The 21,134-nt window shown below is 48.0% G+C and carries 10 protein-coding genes; 1 reads left to right on the forward strand and 9 read right to left on the reverse strand.

The annotated features are described in order from the left end of the window. Positions 1–238 precede the first annotated feature (238 nt). From topA to QVD32_RS10560, 9 genes are all read right to left on the reverse strand, one after another. The gene (topA, locus tag QVD32_RS10520; RefSeq protein WP_008862920.1) at positions 239–2,569 is read right to left on the reverse strand and encodes a type I DNA topoisomerase; all 2,331 of its coding nucleotides are present in this window, start codon (positions 2,567–2,569) and stop codon (positions 239–241) included. A 620-nt stretch (positions 2,570–3,189) separates the two neighbouring features. Further along, positions 3,190–4,860, reverse strand: a complete 1,671-nt coding sequence (locus QVD32_RS10525; RefSeq protein WP_118686991.1) for a TonB-dependent receptor — start codon at positions 4,858–4,860, stop codon at positions 3,190–3,192. A 25-nt stretch (positions 4,861–4,885) separates the two neighbouring features. After that, positions 4,886–7,894: a tetratricopeptide repeat protein gene (locus QVD32_RS10530; RefSeq protein WP_195241943.1), complete on the reverse strand. Its 3,009-nt coding sequence runs from the start codon at positions 7,892–7,894 to the stop codon at positions 4,886–4,888. A gap of 8 nt (positions 7,895–7,902) precedes the next feature. Continuing rightward, the gene (locus QVD32_RS10535; RefSeq protein ID WP_195241958.1) at positions 7,903–9,159 is read right to left on the reverse strand and encodes a peptidase U32 family protein; all 1,257 of its coding nucleotides are present in this window, start codon (positions 9,157–9,159) and stop codon (positions 7,903–7,905) included. Positions 9,160–9,174: 15 nt separating this feature from the next. Then, the gene (mutS, locus tag QVD32_RS10540; RefSeq protein ID WP_229033587.1) at positions 9,175–11,760 is read right to left on the reverse strand and encodes a DNA mismatch repair protein MutS; all 2,586 of its coding nucleotides are present in this window, start codon (positions 11,758–11,760) and stop codon (positions 9,175–9,177) included. Positions 11,761–12,631: 871 nt separating this feature from the next. After that, positions 12,632–13,753, reverse strand: a complete 1,122-nt coding sequence (locus QVD32_RS10545; RefSeq protein ID WP_021890878.1) for an acyltransferase family protein — start codon at positions 13,751–13,753, stop codon at positions 12,632–12,634. Between the two features lie 114 nt (positions 13,754–13,867). Then, complete coding sequence (locus tag QVD32_RS10550; RefSeq protein WP_118686992.1) at positions 13,868–17,080, reverse strand: tetratricopeptide repeat protein; 3,213 nt, start codon at positions 17,078–17,080, stop codon at positions 13,868–13,870. Between the two features lie 56 nt (positions 17,081–17,136). Further along, on the reverse strand, positions 17,137–18,678 hold the full coding sequence (locus QVD32_RS10555) for a YifB family Mg chelatase-like AAA ATPase (protein WP_118686993.1): 1,542 nt from the start codon (positions 18,676–18,678) through the stop codon (positions 17,137–17,139). A 24-nt stretch (positions 18,679–18,702) separates the two neighbouring features. Continuing rightward, a complete protein-coding gene (locus tag QVD32_RS10560; protein ID WP_195241942.1) occupies positions 18,703–19,773 on the reverse strand; it encodes a DUF4369 domain-containing protein in 1,071 nt (356 codons plus the stop codon). 262 nt (positions 19,774–20,035) lie between these two features. On the opposite strand from QVD32_RS10560, the gene QVD32_RS10565 reads away from it, so the two are divergent. After that, complete coding sequence (locus tag QVD32_RS10565; RefSeq protein ID WP_040296304.1) at positions 20,036–20,866, forward strand: phospholipase A; 831 nt, start codon at positions 20,036–20,038, stop codon at positions 20,864–20,866. Positions 20,867–21,134 lie beyond the last annotated feature (268 nt).

Consider the following 21,134-nt stretch of genomic DNA (forward strand, 5'->3'; position numbering starts at 1 on the left):
CCGAGACAGATTGAGACCTATGTTGAAGCAGATTGGAGTCCGAGATAGGCAGTCAATAGCGGGCTATTGACAAAAATCAAGGGATTCAAGATGCGAGACGGGGACTCAATATGGCCGGAACATACCTGCTTGCAATGATAATATTATTTCTCAATAAATTTAAAACAGCTTCTAAAAAAAGTATGCCCAAAAGTATTTAACTTTCGAGCATACCCCGCAATATTCCATTGGATCTCTTTTATTTCGTCGTCTTTTTCCGGGCCGGTTTCTTTTTGGCAGGAGCCTTGTCGGCATCCTCGACAATCTTCATACAATCGGCGAACGTGAGCGATGCCGGTTCGGAACCTTTGGGTAATTTATAATTCTTCTTTTTATAAGCGATATACGGACCGAAACGACCGTTAAGCAGTTCGAGTTCATCATCTTCATCGAACTTCTTGATAAGGCGTTGACTTTCCTGCTCACGCTTTTGCTGAATCAATATTATCGCATCCTCTAACGAAACACCCTGTGGGGTGAACTCTTTGGGCAACGATACATATTTGCCGTCGTGACGAATATACGGACCGAAACGGCCGATACCCACGACAACGGTTTTGCCTTCGAAATCGCCTAAGGTTCGGGGCAAATCGAACAGTTTCAAAGCCTCTTCCAGTGTAATCGTGCTCATCGATTGTCCTTTGAGCAACGAAGCAAACAACGGCTTCTCCGTATCTTCGGGAGTACCGATTTGTACCAACGGACCGAAACGGCCTATCTTCACCGATACGGGACGGCCGCTTTTCGGGTCTGTACCCAATACCCGTTCGCCCACTTTATGCTCCAACCGCAAAGCGAGAGCGCTCTCTACCACCGGGTGAAAGAGTTTGTAAAAATGATCTATCTCGTCGTTCCACACGGTTTTTCCCTCGGCAATATCGTCGAATTGCTGCTCGACATTCGCCGTAAAGTTATAATTGAGAATATCGGGGAAATACTCCGTCAAGAAATCGTTGACGACAACTCCTATATCGGTGGGGAGCAGTTTGCCTTTATCAGCTCCTGTGAGCTCGGTTTTCTCTCCCGATTCGATTTTCCCATCGTGCAGTGTCAACATACGATATTTCCGCTCCGTTCCTTTCCGATCGCCCTTCTCGACATATTCGCGTTGCTGTATGGTCGAAATGGTTGGTGCATAGGTAGAAGGCCGACCGATACCCAGCTCTTCCAATTTACGAACCAGACTGGCCTCGGTATAGCGGGCGGGAGCTTGCGAGAAACGTTCCGTTGCCGTGACCGACGACAATGTCAGCACATCGCCTTTCGCCAATGCAGGTAACATCTTGTCGTTTCCTTCTGCATCGCTTTCGTCATCGGTAGACTCCATATACACTTTCAGGAAACCGTCGAATTTCAAGACCTCGCCCACGGCGACGAAGTGTTCTTTCCTTCCCGAAACGGCGATGGTCGCAGTCGTCTTTTCCAACTCGGCATCGCTCATTTGCGAAGCGATCGTACGTTTCCAAATCAATTCATACAATCGTTTTTCCTGAGAGGAAGCATTGATTTCGTGATGGCTGATGTACGTGGGACGTATTGCCTCGTGCGCTTCCTGTGCTCCTTTGGTATGCGTATGGTAATTTCGAATATGCAGATATCTCTCGCCCAAAGTTTTCACAATCTCGTCTTTGGTCGTATTTATAGCCAGCGATGACAAATTCACCGAGTCGGTACGCATATAGGTGATATGTCCAGCCTCATAAAGCCGTTGAGCCACCATCATGGTTTGAGCCACGGAGAAGCCCAATTTCCGGGCAGCTTCCTGTTGCAATGTGGAAGTGGTGAACGGAGCCGCAGGCGATTTCTTTGCAGGTTTCACCGTCACGTCTCCGATAGAGAACTGTGCGGTCTTGCAGGCTTCGAGCAAAGCCTTCGCCTCGTCTTCGGTTTTCAATCGTTGGCTCAATTCGGCCTTTAACAATTCCCCTCCGGGTAACAAAAATTCCCCAATCACCCGATAGGCTGCTTCGGGCTTGAACGCCGAGATTTCTCGCTCCCGTTCTACAATCAAGCGCACTGCGACCGATTGTACACGACCGGCCGACAAAGCGGGCTTCACCTTTTTCCACAGAACAGGCGAAAGTTCAAATCCCACGATACGGTCGAGTACCCTGCGAGCCTGCTGGGCATCTACCCGATTCAAATCTATATCCCGGGGATTCTCAATAGCATGAAGTATGGCATCTTTGGTAATCTCATGGAATACAATCCGTTTCGTTTTCTCCGGTTTCAATTTCAACACTTCGAACAAGTGCCATGCGATAGCCTCTCCCTCACGGTCCTCATCGGAAGCCAGCCAAACCATATCCGCTTTGTCTGCCTCCTGTTTCAGCGTTTCCACCAACTTTTTTTTGTCGGCGGGGATTTCATAAATAGGTTTATAGTTATGCTCGATATCCACACTGAAATCCTTTTTTTTGAGATCACGGATATGCCCGTAGCTCGAAAGGACTTCGAAATCCTTTCCCAAAAACTTTTCAATGGTTTTAGCCTTTGCCGGAGACTCTACGATTACCAAATTTTTTGCCATATGCGCAATGTTCGTTCAAATTTTGCGCAAAATTAGAAAAACAGATTGTAATACAGAGCTTTTTTCTACTTTTTTATTAAATAATGTATATCGCACACATTTTGAATCGTTCCTACCATGTAGAGTTTTTGTCGCATATCCTCCCCAACGCCATTCTCCTATACTATTCCCTCCGAAAAAGCTGACGAGATAAATCCTGTTTTTAAACTACCCACTCGTCCCATGAGTACTCCCGACACGGTGGGAGAGGTTAAATCCTTCTTCTCCCCTACCGTGTCCCGTAGCATTACGGGGAGTTGCATTAGCGGTATAGGAGAGACACCGAAGAAACGGTAGTTTCTGAGGAGGGGGCTAAAAAAGACAGCGTATAGGATTTTTTTTGTAAAGCTAACCCCTCCGTCCTATGGACACCTCCCCTATATTTTGCATAACAAAACACAGGGGAGGAGGGTGGTACTTTTTATTTTATAGTTTGGCATTTTTGTGCAGCAAGTCGAAACTATCCAATCTTCTCCCCTGCCGCGTCCCGTAGTATTGCGGGGTGTGGCGTTAGTCATATAGGGGAGGTGGCACACATAGTGATGGAAGGGTTAAAAATGTCGAGAACAGACCTCTTACCCTCAAAATTTCAAATCGACCCCGAACATGAAATTGATGCCTTGTGCCGGCATACCGTAAAGAATATCGTATTTCCGGTTCAGCACATTGTCGGTAAGTCCGTAAAGCGAAAACCAAGAAGTGAAAGCATACGAGGCTTTCAAGTGAACGAGATGTATATCGGAGAGCTTTCCGAGATTTGAATACTCCCGACCCGCAGCAAACTCATATCCGGCTTCGAGCGTGAACGGGCGAACAGGCATATAACGGATATTCACTCCTCCTTCCCACTGCGGACGGTTATACGAAATCGTCTCCCCCCCATCGGCGGTCTTCCATCGGTGATACCCGACCTTCGCCGAAGCCTCCAATTTCGTACCGTAACGATAAGATACATCGAGCTCTGCTTTCAAAGCATTGGCATCGATACCCCAAAAACGCGACACACCTGTAAACTCTCCGTTCAAATCTTCGGGCAAAAGGAACAACGCCTTTTTACAAATTTCATAACCGCCCGAAAGCCCTACGGAAAATCCGGGCAATGCGTTAATACGTATTCCCAATGAGGCATCCAACGGCACATACGTATTATCTACCTGTGTCGACAGATTGAAGTAGAGCGTATAGGCCGAAACACTTCGCCACGTATTCAGTTTCTTCCCGCCCGTAAAAGCCGTATAAAACTGTACATCGGGAACTATCGTCCAATCGAATCGAACATCGGGAGAGAATCGCAAAATAGTTCCGTTGTTGAAAGAAACATCGGCCTTGACACCCATAGCAAAAGCCACGTGTTCATTCCGCCAGTCATACCGGGGATTCAATGAAATCATACCGTAATTCGCTGCCGACTGCAACCGGCTGTAACCCACATAATCGAAAGAACCGTCCAAAGAAATAGAGCTACGTCTGTCGATCGGCGCAGACAGTGTAAAGTCTGCATTTACTAAATTCTCGGCAGCCCCTTTTTCACCTTGTAAATATCCCCGGTGATACCCGTACCGGTAATATGCCAATGAAACTTTATAAAGTAGGTCCGACTCTCCGGCAGTCGAGGCTATATGGCTTTTCAAGAAGAACCGGTTTATCTCTTGGTTAGGCGAAGATATTCCCGTCAAACCGGAGTATCGCAATCCGTAATAGTTGAAGGAGTCGTAACGATAACCGCCGCTTATTCCCAAATCCAGCTTCCCGAAGGAGTGAAGATAATTGGCGACCACTCGCTCTTCGAGCCGGTGCATCTTCTTCGAGTCGGGATAGTCCTCCGTTAACGATTGATTGTAATCCACCGTTCCGCAAGTAGAGCGATGTTGCAACCACACACCCAACTTGTCTTTGTCATTCTGCAAAATACGATAACCGGCATTCCCGACCATATTCAGGTAATTGCCTATCCCGAAATCCACGTATCCCCTCGATTGGTTTTCTTCGGTTTTTTCTCCGAAACCGCCGGGAGCCAACAAGACAGCGCAAGGTTCGAGGGGAGCCGGAACCGTCCAGTCGCTATACCGTATAGATTGTTTGGTTACCGTCGGTGCTTCCACTTCGGGCAATGTATTGATTTTAGACGCATCGCGCACGATAGGTGTAAAATCTTTTTCTATGGTTACTTCCCGCCGCAACGAATCGGAACGTACCTGTGCCGACAGGAAGAATGGGAAAACCGATATGATTAAAAAAGAAAACCGTTTCATAAGCCATACATATTGTATCGTTCAACTACTCTGTTTGTCCCAGCTTGCTCAACTTCTTGTCTATCCGGGAAATAATATCGTCGTCGCTGGCCGGATAGTTATTCCGCAAACTTTGCAAATATTGACGGGCTTGGAAAGTCTCGCCCCGTTTTTCATAAATGTCGGCCATGAGCAAGAATGCCCGAGCCAACCAATAATTGTGGGGAGTACCTTTGTCGATAAAAGTATTCAGCGTCTTTTCGGCCGTATCGATCGCTTTGTTGTCGAATTGATATTGGGCCAATAAATAGGCACTTTGCGCCCCGTAAATCGAACGGGTATCTTTCGAAAGCTCCCGCCAGTCATCGGCCGCATTTTCTCCCTTTCCCGTATGGAAATAGGCATCGGCACGAGCAAACAAAATCTCTTGCCGCAAATCGGGAGAAAGTTTGCTTTCGCTCAACAACTTGTCGGCAACCGTTACCACCTCGCCATATTGCCGCTTATTCCGGGCAATACGAAGCATACCCAACCGGGCGGCCTGTTTGTTCTCGCCGACAGTCGCTTTCTTCTCCAACTCCTTGAATCCGGCAAAAGCCTCGTCATAACGAGCTTTCAAATAAAGTATCTCGCATTTGCGGGCCAATGCTTCTTCGGCAAACTCGCCGTCGGGACTGTTCGTCACCACATAGTCGAACGCTGGAAGAGCTTTGTCGTAGTCTTTCGCTGCAAACGATACTTTCCCGATATAGTAATTAGCCGGAATCAAAAACGCGCCCGACGGATAATTTCGTACATACTTCTCCAACGAAGCGATACCTTTCCCCGTCATATAAGTGCGCTCGGCTGCCATATACGACAAAGAATCCAATTCGCTCACAGGGGCCTGCTCCGACCGTCCCACGCTATTCAGATAGTTAGCGTAGGCATCGACTGCATCTTTCTCTACATATACCGATTTGAGGTCGGCGACCGCTATGCGAGCCTCCTCGCTGGTCGGATAACGCTCTATCACTTGCTGGTAAGCAGCCACCGATTTGTCTGTCTGCCCGTTATTGAAATAGACCATACCCAACTGCAAACCTCCCTTGCGGGCAATCGCGCTCTGGGGATAATCGGCGATTAACTGTTTGTAACATACGATAGCATCGTTATTCCTATTCAATATCGTATAAGCCTGTCCCTTTTCGAACCATGCGTTCGCCAGATACCCCGAACGGGGATAATCTACAATCAATTTGTCCAACAACTCTATTTTGCGTTCGTGATTCCTCTGCAATCCCGCCATGAAAGCTTTTTGAAAAAGGGCATAATCTCCGTTCGCGACATCGGTCTCTTGGGCCCGGGCATAATACTGCTCGGCATCGGCGAACCGACGGGCGTAATAATAGCAATCGCCTATCCGGGAATAGGCATCGGCAAGCATGCTTCGATTTCCTCCGGTCTGTACAGAGACATACCGGGAAAAACCGTCGAGGGCTTGCGAGAAGTTATGCTGTTTGAATTGACAGTAGGCCCAATCGTACCAAGCCAGCGAATACATTTCGCTCCGCTTGTCCTTGCTGGAAGAAAGATATGCCGAATAATTCCGGGCAGCGATGTCGTATTGTTCCCGACGATATTGGCACTCGGCGAGCCAAAACGCAGCCTTACCCCGTATATCGGTATCATAGTTTCCCACAGCGATCGCCCGGCTAAACAAACTTTCGGCATCGGCGATACGGGCATTGGTGAAAGCCTCCGTCCCCAACTGGAAAAGAATGCGCTGCTTGGCGGCGAGTATTTTCCCGTCGGGCTTCCGTATTTTATCGATAGACGCCAGTGCCGACCGATAATTACGGGTCGTCATGTAAACTTCTACCAAATAGTCGTTAATCTTGTCGGCATAGCGAGAACCGGGAAACTCGTTCAAGAAACGTTCGAACACACCCACCGAGTTATCGAAAGGCGAAGCCGTGCGATCATACAGGCAGAGCGCATAGTTGTAAAGCGCCGTTTCCCGAACCTGACGGTCGTAATTCCCTTGTGAAGCCATCTCGAACGCCATGCGGGCATTATTTTTATCTCCCGCTCGCAAATAGGCTTGCCCGATATAAAGATAAGCATTTTGAGAAAGAGCATCGTCCACGCCGGTCACACGCCCCAAATAATCGATCGCCTCGCTATCTTCTCCCCGGCGATAGGCCATGACACCCATGACATAAAGAGAAGAGCGTTCGGGTTTGCGACATCGTTGCAAATACCTTTCCAAATATTCCGTCGCCGCTTTATCGTCTCCTTCTTGATAAGCGCTTTCGCCGAGCAACCGAAGAAGCTCGGTGTATAAGTCGGCATCAGAAGACGGACGGGACAACAACGCTTTACCCTCGGACAATACCTGTGCGAAACGTTTTTGCCCGAAATAAATCTGCAACATGTGCAGCCGTGCGGCATATCCGAAACTCCTGTCGTCCGCCACTTTCGAAAATCCGCTTAAAGCGGCTCTATCGTCTCCCTCGTTCATCTGTATATACGAAAGGTAGAACGTGGCTCCTGTCCGAAATCTCTCTTTCCCGATTAGAAGCTGAAACAGCGGTTTCGCCGCATCGGGATTACCGGTCTTCAACAAAGAACATGCCGTGCGATATCCCCACCGGTCCTCCTCGTCGCCGGTCAACAGACTCACATTTACCGTCTGATAGGTTTTCAAGGCTTTTGCATAATCTTGGCTGTCGTAATAATAATCGGCCAATGCCAACCGAGCCTGCAAAGTATGTTTAGAATCCGGATAATTTCGCAAAAAATCCGTTAACCGCCGTACAGCCTGCGGCGAATAATTGCGGGCTTCCGAAAGAGCGATATACCAGTCGGCCGTTTCCCGCTGCTCAGGCGACAAATCGCCTTCACAAGCCTCTTTCATCACATCGGCACAACCCGCGTAGTTCTTCTCTTGAAAGAGAAAGATTCCCCTATCTATCAAAGCCCTGTCATCGTTATAAGCCGGGATTCCCGGCTTGGCGGCCAAAAGCTGTCCGGTGCATACGATTCCACAAAGTATAACTATCGCCCGTTTCATGAACATCTTTATTTTGTATTAAGTTCCGAACTATCCACCCATTTAAATAATTTATCCGACGGTCGTATCTTCTCATCGATACGCATCGAGAACCGCTCTCCTTTTACCGTCTTTTGTACCGGTTTCAAATCGACTCGTATCTCTTCCACCTTGCGGATAAGCGCACCGGTCGTCGGGCCGGTGACGAGTATCTCGTCTCCCACGCTCAACGAACCGCTCTCCATGAGAAATTCGGCCACACCGAGGTTGGAAAAATACTTCACACCCTTGCCTATATATATCTTTCGTTTCGTGGCTCCCGAGCCATAATTATGAGTCCATTCGCCCAAGCGCTGACCTAAATAATATCCGTTCCAGAACCCTCGATTAAAGACGGTAGCGAGTCGTTCGTCCCACAGTGCAATCTTCTCGTCGGTAAAGTCGTCGTTCAAATAAGACTCGATGGCCTCGTTGTAACACGAAACGACCGTACGCACATATTCCGGTCCCCTTGCGCGACCCTCGATTTTAAATACCCGCACCCCCGAATCGATCAGTTTGTTCAGGAAATGTATCGTTTTCAAGTCCTTCGGCGACATGATGTAAGCGTTGTCCACTTCCAACTCGTTACCGGTCTCCTTGTCTTTCACTTCGTATGAACGGCGGCAAATCTGCATACAAGCCCCCCGATTCGCCGAAGCATTCATTTCGTGAAGGCTCAAATAACATTTGCCGGACACAGCCATGCACAATGCCCCGTGACAGAACATCTCTATACGTACCGGTTCTCCGCCCGGCCCCACGATACGATCCCGCAAAATAGCTTCGTGAATACGGGTTACCTGTTCCATATTCAACTCCCGGGCCAGCACCACCACATCGGCAAAACGGGCATAGAATCGCAACGCCTCGGTATTGGAAATATTCAGCTGGGTCGACAAATGCACCTCTACCCCTATCTCGCGGGCATAGGTCATAGCCGCCACATCGCTGGCGATAATAGCCGAGAGCCCGGCCTCCTTCGCCGCATCGATAATACGATGTAACAGAGGTATATCTTCGTCGTAGATAACGGTATTGACCGTCAGATAACTCTTTATGTGATGCTCGTTACAAATACGCACGATCTCGTGTAAATCGTCTATCGTAAAATTATTCGACGAACGGGCTCGCATATTCAGCCCCTCGATACCGAAGTACACCGAATCGGCCCCTCCCTGTATAGCCGCCGTCAAAGAATCGTACGAACCCACCGGCGCCATAATTTCAAAATCGCTTCTCTTCATCATAAACAAACCGTTCTATTTCCCGGTGATTATTTTTCGTATTTCGTTCAGTTTATTCAATGCTTCTACCGGTGTAAGGTTATTGATATCGACCTGTAAAATTTCGTCCCGAACCTGTGAAAGCACAGGATCGTCCAGTTGGAAAAAACTCAACTGCATGCCGCCTCTCGACGAAGCGATTTCGGCGGTAGGCTTGGCGATACCGTTCTGGCGGTTCTCCGACTCCAACTGTTTCAAAATCTGGTTGGCCCGCTTGACGATGCTCTGGGGCATACCGGCCAGCTTCGCCACATGGATACCGAAACTGTGCTCACTCCCGCCGCGTACCAATTTCCGCAAGAATATCACCTTGTTGTCGACCTCTTTTACCGAAACGTTATAATTGACAATGCGTTTATAAGTACGTTCCATTTCGTTCAGCTCGTGATAATGGGTAGCGAACAATGTTTTGGCACGAGCTTTGGGGTGTTCGTGTATGTGCTCGACAATAGCCCACGCGATAGATATACCGTCGTAAGTACTCGTTCCCCGTCCCAACTCGTCGAACAGAACCAAACTCCGCTCCGACAGATTGTTGAGAATATCGGCTGCCTCGGTCATCTCGACCATAAAGGTAGATTCGCCGAGCGAGATATTGTCCGATGCCCCTACACGAGTGAAAATCTTGTCCACAATCCCTATCTTAGCGGCCTCGGCCGGAACGAAACTTCCTATCTGAGCCATCAGAACAATCAAAGCGGTCTGGCGCAACAACGCCGATTTACCGGCCATGTTGGGTCCCGTTATCATCATGATTTGCTGCTTGTCGTTGTCGAGCTCGACACTGTTGCTGATGTAGGGTTCGCCCGGTGGCAACTGTTTCTCGATAACCGGGTGACGTCCTTCCTTGATGTCGATAACCAGCGAATCGTTTACTTCGGGACGAATATACCGGTTTTCCACGGCCGACTTCACGAACGACAACAAGCAGTCGAGCCGCGCAATGAGATTGGAATCGAGTTGTATGGCAGGAATATACTCCGTCAATGCAAGAATCAAATCATTGAACAACTGCGTTTCCAATGAAAGAATCTTCTCTTCTGCCCCCAAAATCTTCTCCTCGTATTCTTTCAACTCTTGGGTGATATAACGCTCTGCGCTCACCAACGTCTGCTTTCTGATCCAATCGGAAGGAACCTTGTCCTTGTGAGTATTGCGCACTTCGATGTAATACCCGAATACGTTGTTATACCCGATTTTCAAGCTGGGAATACCCGTTTTCTCACTCTCGCGCTGCTGCACGTGCAACAAATAGTCTTTCCCCGAATAGGAAATTTCTCGCAACTCGTCGAGTTCGTCGTTCACCCCCTTGCGGATAATTCCTCCCCGATTCACCAAATTGGGCGCATCGGGATTAATTTCATGCTCGATTCGGTCCCTGATGATCGTACAGCAATTCAGTTGCTCCCCGATACGTTGCAATACAGGTTCATCGCTCTGCTCGCAAACAGCCTTGATAGGCTCTATCGCCGACAATGCCACCTTCAACTGAACCACCTCGCGAGGCGAAATACGCCCCACCGCTACTTTCGAAATGAGGCGTTCCATATCGCCTATCGTATCGAGTTGCGGATCGATAACCTCCCTAACTTCGGGGTGACGGAAAAAGAACTCCACTCCGTTCAACCGATCCTCGATAGGCTTCACATCTTTCAACGGAAAGACAACCCACCGTTTGAGCATACGTGCCCCCATCGGGGTGACAGTCCGGTCTATCACGTCGAGCAGGCTCTTTCCCCCTTCGTTCATCGGAGAAAGCAATTCGAGACTCCGCACCGTGAATTTATCCAATCGCACATACCGCTCCTCCTCGATACGAGACAGCGATGTAATGTGCGAAATCTGCGTATGCTGCGTAATATCCAAATAATGAAGCAGAGACCCCGCGGCGATAATGGCGTTGGGCATATTGTGAATTCCGAAACCTTTGAGATTTTTCGTCTCGAAGTGACGTAATAAGCGATCCGAAGCGGCATCCTCGGTATAAACCCAATCGTCCAACTCGAAAGTAAAAAAACGGGAACCGAAATGCTCCTCGAACAATTTCCGTTTCGTGCGTTCGAACAGCACCTCTTTCGGAGAGAAATTGCCCAACAACTTGTCCACATAGTCGAAATCTCCCTCGGCGGTCAAGAACTCACCCGTCGATATATCGAGAAAAGCCACACCCACTTTGTTACCTTTCCCGAAATGAACACCCGCCAAGAAATTATTCTCTCGGTGATCGAGAATATTGTCGTTAATCGACACACCCGGTGTTACCAATTCCGTAATGCCGCGCTTGACCAATTTTTTTGTCAGTTTCGGGTCTTCCAGCTGTTCGCAAATAGCCACCCGTTTTCCGGCACGCACCAATTTGGGAAGGTAAGTATCGAGAGCATGATGGGGAAAACCGGCCAACTCCACATACTGGGCGGCTCCATTTGCCCGGCGAGTCAATGTAATCCCCAATATTTCCGATGCCACCAAAGCATCGTCCGAAAACGTTTCATAAAAGTCTCCCACCCTGAAAAGCAATATCGCATCGGGATGCTTGGCTTTCATCTCGATATACTGTTTCATCAGCGGAGTTTCGACAATTTCCTTGGCCACGATATATTTCTTTTATATTCGTATGAATAATCCTGTTTAAGAGAAACAAAGATAACATTTTCGACCGGAATTGTGAAATTAAAAAAATGTAAGAAACCGTTTTTATTTTTTTTCTATTCCCCTCTTCATCGCTGCCACTCCCCGTTTCCTCCTCTCCCCTGCGTTTCGAAAAACAAAAAGTCAGCTCTTAAAACGACGAGTAAGATTTATGCTTCTCTATTGAAACAGCCCTCCCGCCAGACCTTGTAACATTCGAAACATTTCGCTCCTCCCCTTGCCGTGTCCCATAGCATTACGGGGTGTTTTACAACGCAAAATATAGGGGAGGTGGCACGTAGGGACGGAGGGGGTTAAAGAAATACCAGCAATAAGAGCAACAGAGGCAAGGCTCCTCTCCCCCGCTCATCGTAGATGAGATGGGACGAATACTCACAGGACAGAAGGACTGAAAAAACAGTAGAGCGATACCATCGAAAGATTCCTACACTCCTCCCCTGCGTTTTGTTGACAAACAAAATATAGGGGAGGTGGCCGTAGGACGGAGGGGTTAAAGAAATACCAGCAAGAGCAGAGGCAGGGCTCCTCCCCCTGCTCATCGTAAATAAGATGGGACGAATGCCCACAGGACAGAAGGATTGAAAAAACAGTAGAGCGATGCCATCGAAAGATTCCTATACTCCTCCCCTTGCCGTGTCCCGTAGCATTACGGGGTGTTTTGCAACACAAAATATAGCGTAGGACGGAGGAGTTAAAGAAATACCAGCAGTAAAAGCAACAGAGACAAGACTTCTCCCCCCCCTGCTCATCGTAGATGAGATGGAACGAGTTCACCACCGACAAACTATACTTTCAGGAAAATATTTTTCCGATACAGAAAATAAAGGAAGAACCAGCAACAAGCGACATATCCTGCACGAAGGACGACCGCACCGGCAGGCTCACCGGCACATTCTCCCACCCATTGGGATATACCTCCGAACAAAAACTTATTCATGTGAGAAAATCCTACCACCTGCTGCGCCAGATAAATCGTTATCGAATTTAGTCCTATCACTCGGAAAAAGAGAGTCCACGATTTCCACCCTTTCACATCGACGATATAATAGAACAAAGCGAACAACAAGAACGAAAGTCCTCCCACGAAACAGGTAAACGAACTGCTCCAAAGCATTTTGTTAATCGGGAATACGGTATTCCAAACCAGCCCTATGGCGACCAACACAACCCCGATTCCCGACAACAGCAAACTCTTTCTCTCTCCGCTTCCCAAGCGGGTGGAACGGACGATTTCCCCCGCATAAATTCCCAATAATGCCGTGACTATCGCCGGAAGCGTGCTCAGTAAACCCTCCGGGTCGAAATTACCGTATATCAATTTCCCCGGCAAACAATGCCGATCGATATATCCGACCAGATTCCCTTCGATAGAAAGAGGGGAAGCCCCCGCAGCATCGGGAGCCGGCACAAAAGCCAACAGCAACCAATAACCCACCAAGATAAAGACAATCAAACCATATTGTACCGACTTTTTCAAACTCATGTAAATGAAAGCCCCGAACATCCACGCCAGCCCGATACGCCCCAAAACGCTTGCCAAACGCACATCGGGGAAATTCAACTGTAAGAATCCGTTATACAAGAATCCCAGCAAAACGAGGGTGACACCCCGGCGGAGAACCCTCAGGTAAATGTGTTTGTCGCTCGATCCGCTCCCCCTTTGCTTGGCCAATGAAAACGGGAAAGATATACCTGCGATAAACAAGAACAGAGGGAATATCATATCGTGTTGGGTAAACCCGTCCCACGGGACGTGCCGCATGTGCCCCGCTATGACATCGCCCACCGCCGTCGGGTGCAAGGCATTCAAGGCGACTACCAACGGGGCGAAACCCATAATAAAAAGCATATCGAATCCCCGAAGGGTATCCAATGACAACAAACGTGTGTTTTTCTTTGTTTCCATATCCGAATTCTATTTTTCTGTATAGTATACAAGCGACTCGGCTCGTTTATCCAATGATGCGTTATACTCCCTAATCCGCACCCGCAGCGATCCCGACCGAATGTATGTCTCTGCCTATTTCGACAACAGCTTTTTTATCCGTTCCACATCGTCTTCCCGTTCCGGGGGAATAATTCCCCGTTGATAGAAATCTTCGAAATCCGAGAGAAAGTCCTCTTTTAGCTCTTCCTTGTATCGCAGGTATATCTCTTCCGCCTCGGCATATCGACCTTGAAAAAGAAGGGATGCCGCAAGATTTGTATAAATGGTATGATGAGTAGAATCATATTTTGCTCCCTCACGGGCATACCGTTCAGCTTCTTCAAAATTACCCTGAGCGAGAAATAAGAATGAAAGGTTATTGCATGCTCGTACTAAATACGGCTCGTACACTTGTGGATCCGCTACCGTGAGCCGTTGATAAACCTTCAAGGCAGAGAGATACATCTCCCCACTCTCCTCATAACGTTGGATATTGTAATACAAACAACCTAAGTTATACTGAGTATCTGCCAAATCCGGCTCGTAGACCTGTGGATTCGCCACTGCAAGTCGTCGTCGGATTTCCATGGCGGAAAGATACATCTTCTCGCTCTCCTCATAACGTCGGGTATCGCTGTACAAACAGCCTAAGTTATATTGTGTCCTTGCCAAGCCCGGCTCGTAAACCTGTGGATTAGCCACAGCAAGTCGTCGTCGAATCTCCATGGCAGAGAGATACATCTCCTCGCTTTCCTCATAACGCCGGGTATCGCTGTACAAAATACCTAAATCATTTTGAGTCTCCGCCAAATCCGGCTCGTAGACTTGTGGATTCGCCGCTGCGAGTCGTCTATAAATCTCCACGGCGGAGAGGTGCATCTTCTCGCTATCCTCATAACGTTGGATATCGCTGTACAAAAGACCTAAATTATTTTGAACCATTGCCAAATCCGGTTCGTAAACCTGTGGATTCGCTACGGATAACCGTTGATAAATCTCCACGGCGGAGAGGTACATCTCCTCGCTCTCCTTGTAGCGTTGGGTATCTCTGTACAAATTGCCTAAATTATTTTGAGCCCTCGCCAAATCCGGCTCGTAAACCTGTAGATTCGCTATCGTGAGCCGCTGATAAACCGTCAAAACAGAGAGGTACATCTCCTCGCTTTCCTTGTAGCGTTGGGTATCTCTGTACAAATTACCTAAGTTATTTTGAGTCATTGCCAAATCCGGCTCGTAAACCTGTGGATTCGCTACGGATAACCGTTGATAAATCTCCACGGCGGAGAGGTACATCTTCTCGCTATCCTCATAACGTCGGGTATCTCTGTACAAATTGCCTAAATTATTTTGTGTCCTCGCCAAATCCAGCTCGTAAACCTGTGGATTCGCTATCGTGAGCCGCTGATAAACCGTCAAAACAGAGAGGTACATCTCCTCGCTTTCCTTGTAGCGCTGGGTATTGTCATACAAACAGCCTAAATTATTTCGTGTCCTTGCCAAGTCCGGCTCGTAAACCTGTGGATTCGCTACGGATAACCGTTGATAAATCTCCACGGCGGAGAGATACATCTCTTCGCTCTCCCCATAACGTTGAGTATCTCTATACAAATTACCTAAGTTATTTCGAGTCCTCGCCAAATCCGGCTCGTAGGCCTGTGGATTAGCCACCGTAAGCTCTCGAAAAATCTCCATGGCGGAGAGATACATCTCTTCGCTCTCCCCATAACGTTGGGTATCGCTGTACAAAAGACCTAAATTATTTTGAGCCCTCGCCAAATCCGGCTCGTATACCTGTGGATTCACTACGGATAACCGTTGATAAATCTCCACGGCAGAGAGATACATCTCCTCGCTCTCCCCATAACGTTGAGTATCTCTGTACAAAAGACCTAAGTTATTTTGTGTCGTTGCCAAATACGGCTCGTACACCTGTGGATTCACTACGGATAACCGTTGATAAATCTCCACGGCAGAGAGATACATCTCTTCGCTCTCCCCATAACATTGAGTATCGCTGTACAAAAGACCTAAATTATTTTGTGTCGTTGCCAAGCCCGGCTCGTAGGCCTGTGGACTAATGACCTCAAGTCGTTGGTAGATGTCTAAATTTTCTCGATAACGAGCTTCCGCCAAATCGTATCGTTTGTTTGTCTGTAAAAAATGACCATACTCAAACAAACTTTTTGCCAACTCTTCCTCCGAAAGGTTGGCTCGGATTAGCTCGATACCCTGCTCATAGGCATGGCAAGCCAATTCGAAGCGACGAGGCTCTGCATAGTCTGTCATCAAAGCCTTTGCCCGCAAAACATACTCCTCGGCCAACGATCGTGTCTTTTGAAGTCCCGCCTCGATAAGCGACCGACCGGAATCGACCAGTAGTTTCCCTTGCTCTATCTCCTTGCGGGCCTGAGCGGCATCGGCGGCGATATCTTTTTCATTCAAAATTTCCACGACCCCTTTGCTGTTCCCTCGCTCGAACATCTCTATCGCCAACCGTTTGCGCTCGCTCACCGGCGTTCCGCTCCCGATCAGCTTGTTGATGGACAGAGCGAGATCGAACAGCTGGCTCTCCAATCGGTTGAGACTTTCCCGTTTCTTGTATAGTTCCGCTTGTTTCTCATCAATTATCGGTTGAAGCTCGGCGACACCGGTCGCTCTCAGTCGGGCGATCTCTGTATTCAATCGGGCAATGGACTCTTTCAACGAAAGGTATTCCGGATTCTCAGCGGCAAAAGAGAGATTGTCCAGTTCGGCTATCTTGTGGCCGTAAAGCGAAACGACTCCGTTCTCTATCTTAAAGTGGTTACCCTCGGTTACGGAAGCGTTGCCCGATACCGATGGAATGATCCGCTCCAACTGCATGACAAAATGCAACTTCATGGCATCGTCGGTGGCATAGTTGCACCAATAATGCCCTACCCGATCGAACAAATCTTCCTTGAATCGTTTCAATGCCTCGTCTTCCATTTCACCTTCTATCAAGGCTCGAATATAGACAAATGTCTTGGGGTGACTCTGATTCTTCACATATTCGTCTAAGGCTTGATTGAACTCCTCTATGGTGTATTCTCCCGCTTTGCGGTGAAACATACAGATACAAATATCGCTGGCACGTACTATGCGGTTGTAGTCGTCCTGAGTACGGGTTCCAGTGCAAAATGCCGAAAAATCTTCCCAACGTCTGCACCTTATGCGATATCCCCGAGGCTCGAAAATTTCGTCCAAAGAAGCCACCAACGAATGGAAACTGTTACGGTCGTTTTTCAACTCGTCGCTGGATGCCAAAAATACGGTTATGTTCTTCATATCGTTACATCTGAGTTTCACTATACTTTAATATAGGTCTGCAAGATAAACAATTTCTACCTATCTCCCCAATTCTCCCGGTCGAGATTTCGGTAATTCACCGCTTCGTTGATGTGTTGCACCTGTACCCCTTCGCTACCTTCCAAATCGGCGATGGTACGAGCCACTTTCAAAATACGGTCGTAGGCCCGTGCCGACAGGTGGAAACGGTTCATCGCATCTTTCAGCCGTTTCAATCCCGCCTCATCGGGGACAGCGAACCGGTTCAATAACCGGGTAGTCATTTGGGCATTGCAATAGATGCCGGGATAGTCGGCGAAGCGTGCGGCTTGAATTTCTCTTGCGGCAATGACTCGTTGACGAATCGACTCGCTCGACTCCGCCGGACGGGTGTCGGAGATTTTCTCGAACGGGACGGGAACGATCTCCACTTGTATGTCTATGCGATCGAGCAGAGGGCCCGAGATTTTTCCCAAATAACGTTGTATCGTCCCCGGACTGCATATACACTCTTTCTCCGGGTGGTTATAATATCCGCAAGGACAAGGATTCATCGAAGCGACCAACATCACCCCGGCGGGATATTCTATCGAGTATTTCGCACGTGCTATCGTTATCTTGCGGTCTTCGAGCGGTTGGCGCATTACTTCGAGTACTTGACGTGAAAACTCGGGCAACTCGTCGAGAAAAAGCACCCCGTTGTGTGCTAATGAAATTTCACCCGGCTGGGGAAAAGCCCCGCCGCCCACCAACGCTACCGACGATATGGTATGATGCGGCGACCGGAACGGCCGTTGCGACAACAGCGAACTACCCCGCTCCATACGTCCGGCGACCGAATGTATCTTGGTAGTTTCGAGTGCTTCCTGCAATGTGAGAGGCGGAAGTATAGAAGGCAACCGCTTCGCCATCATCGATTTTCCGGCGCCCGGAGGCCCTATGAGTATGATGTTATGTCCGCCGGCTGCCGCTACTTCGAAAGCCCTCTTGACACTCTCCTGACCTTTGACATCGCTGAAATCCAAATCGAAATGGGTATATTCCTTGAAAAATTCCGCACGAGTATCGATCACCGTCGGTTCCAGCTCGATCTCCCCGTTCAGGAAACGAATCACCTCGGTGATATTCTCTACGCCATACACATCGAGATGATTGACTACCGCGGCCTCGCGAACATTGGCTTTGGGAATAATCAACCCCTTAAAGCCCTCCTCCCTTGCCTTGATAGCTATGGGCAACGCCCCCTTGATAGGAAGAATGGAACCGTCGAGAGACAACTCCCCCATCAACATATACTCGCTCAATTTACCCGTTTCTATCTTCTCGTCGCTCGCCAAAATCCCCACAGCCAAAGGCAAATCATACGCCGCTCCTTCTTTGCGTATATCGGCAGGCGACATGTTCACGATTACCTGTTTCCTCGGAAATCTGTAACCGTTATGTTCCACGGCCGAGACAATCCGCTCGTGGCTCTCTTTCACGGCTGCATCGGGCAATCCCACCATAAAGAAACGGATACCCTGCGAACAGTTCACCTCGATAGTCACTACAAGAGCATCGATACCCTGCACGGCTGCGCCAAAAACTTTCACCAACATAGTAATAGATTTTGCAGTAATAGGTTATGGTGTTACTAAACGTTCGATATAAACTCTCGAAGAGTCGGGCGAAAGCCCTCTGGCGACAATCCGCCCCAAAGAATCGGCGACCAACAGATAAGGTATGCTTTGGATATGAAGCTCTTTCACCCCCGGATAAAGATAACCGCCTTTCGCCCACCGCCGGGCCCATACGGCCGAATCGGCCTCGATTCGCTCCTTCCATACGGCGCTGTCCCTATCCAGCGAAATTTCCACGACCCGCACCAACGAATCGTATCGTTCTGCTATCTCCCTTAAAAAGCCGCTGTACCTCTGTGTTCCGGGTGTCTCGGCAGCCCAAAAACAAAGCAGGGTCGCTTGGGCTTCTCGGGGATTCAGCAATTCGGTCGTATCGGCCACCGTAGTCAATGATAAATAAGGCAATACGGTGTCACTCTTCTGTATGGTTTCAAATTGTCGATACATTTCCAATGCTGTGGCCGGCGGAGCCGACAGTACACGGTCGTCCAACAAACCGATCAACGAATCGCAAAACGCATCGCTCACCCTTCCCAATACATAATCATCTAACAAAATAGCGCTCACGGGCGAATCTTTATGTTCGCCTACATACTTTGCCACAACGCCTTGCAGCTCCTTGCTCAACTGCTCGTATCGCCGGGTTCTCATTCCCGATGCCGAAATGTTCCTTTCTGCCGACCAAGACTGCAACAACTCTTTATTCTCTTGATTGAACTTAAACAAATCCTTATTTAGAGAACTTCCTTTCACTCTCAACCCGAAAGGATCCTGCCCGTCGCCCGACAATTCTATCCGGTCGCCGTTCTGCACATATATCTTGGTCAAGGACGTTTTATCGAAATAATAAAACTGTATGGGAATAAGTTCCGAAGCCGAGTTTTTGAATGTGATAAAACCATTCTGCGGACGGAGAGTATCTACGACAATGCCGTTTTCAAGACTATAAACGGCATAAATAGGGCGTCCTCCTAAATTATTGATAGTTCCCTCCACGACAAACTCGTTATCCTTGCCGCCGCAACCCGACAGCAAAAGGACACAAATACACAGTACCGCACCTATTTTATTCATGCAAAAAACATTTTCATTTCTTGCAAATGTACTGGATTTTACGGGAGGAGCAAAACAATATCCGGGCAAAACAAAGTATAAAACCCGACAACAATGGAAAAACCGGCGAAAAAGAACGACCTTTTTACCTATAAAATAAAGCCGATATAGCATATATTTGCACAATTATCTATATCGGAATGTATCGGATATAGATGCGGTTCGAAATAAAAAAATGAACAAGTTCATTTTTCATTTCTCCCACCATTTGTTATATTTGTATATGAAACGATTGTTTATCTTACTGCTGATAGTTCTGCTCTGCATTCCGGGTTTTACCCAAATCCGAAACGATGTTCCCCGATACAATCCCGACAGCGTGCGCAAAGAGCTGGACAAAAGACCTTATTTTTCACTATACAAAGACAACTACTTCATCGGGGGTACGACCATCGGGAGCAAACCGACCAATAAAAATTCCGATGTAAAATTCCAACTAAGCATCAGCCAGAGACTTACAAAAAGTAAACTTCCATTCGACACCTACCTCTTTATAACCTATACGCAAAAAGCATTTTGGAATGTCTTTCAAGAATCTCTCCCGATGTACGATCTCAACTTCAATCCCGGCATAGGGCTATCGCATCTGGTCATACATCGAAATAGACTTATCGGACAAGTCTCGCTCCTGATCGAACATGAATCGAACGGGAAAGACAGCATTTGGTCTCGCAGTTGGAATAAAATCTCGTTTATGGGTGCGCTCGCCGTAGATCGCAATGTAGAACTTCAATTCAAAACATGGATACCTATCATCGACAGCGGGAACAACCGGGATATCCTCAAATACTGCGGTATTTTTCAATTAGCAGGCAGTTACATAAGCGACAATCGTCGGTTCGGGGCTACCGTTATTCTCACCAAGCGGAGCGGCTGGAATTTCAATTTCAACACCGTTATCGAACTGAATGCCCGCTTATTCCCCAACGAAAACCAATATTTCTTTATACAATATTACAACGGTTACGGCGAAGGACTGCTCGACTATAACAAATTCCATTCTCGCCTGAGAGTAGGGTTCGTCATCAAACCCCAGAATTTCAGCAATTACTGATTCCTCCTTCACACATAGTTTTTTCAGTTCAGTAGAAAATCCGTAGGGTAGGCATGAATTTTAGCGATGAACCACTTGTCAACAAACACATTCCGGACTTTTCGGTGAAAAGTTGATTCTTGCTTAAATTTCTGTACAAAGCGTACTACTCCTCCCCTGCCGTGTCCCATAGTATTACGGGGTACTATGTTAGCCATATAGAGGAGACACCGAAGAAACAATAGTTTCTAAGGAGAAGGGTTGAAAAAGATCATTTGGTTGTAGAGTT

The sequence above is a fragment of the Barnesiella sp. genome (assembly GCF_022723415.1).
In the GTDB taxonomy this organism is placed as follows: domain Bacteria; phylum Bacteroidota; class Bacteroidia; order Bacteroidales; family Barnesiellaceae; genus Barnesiella; species Barnesiella intestinihominis.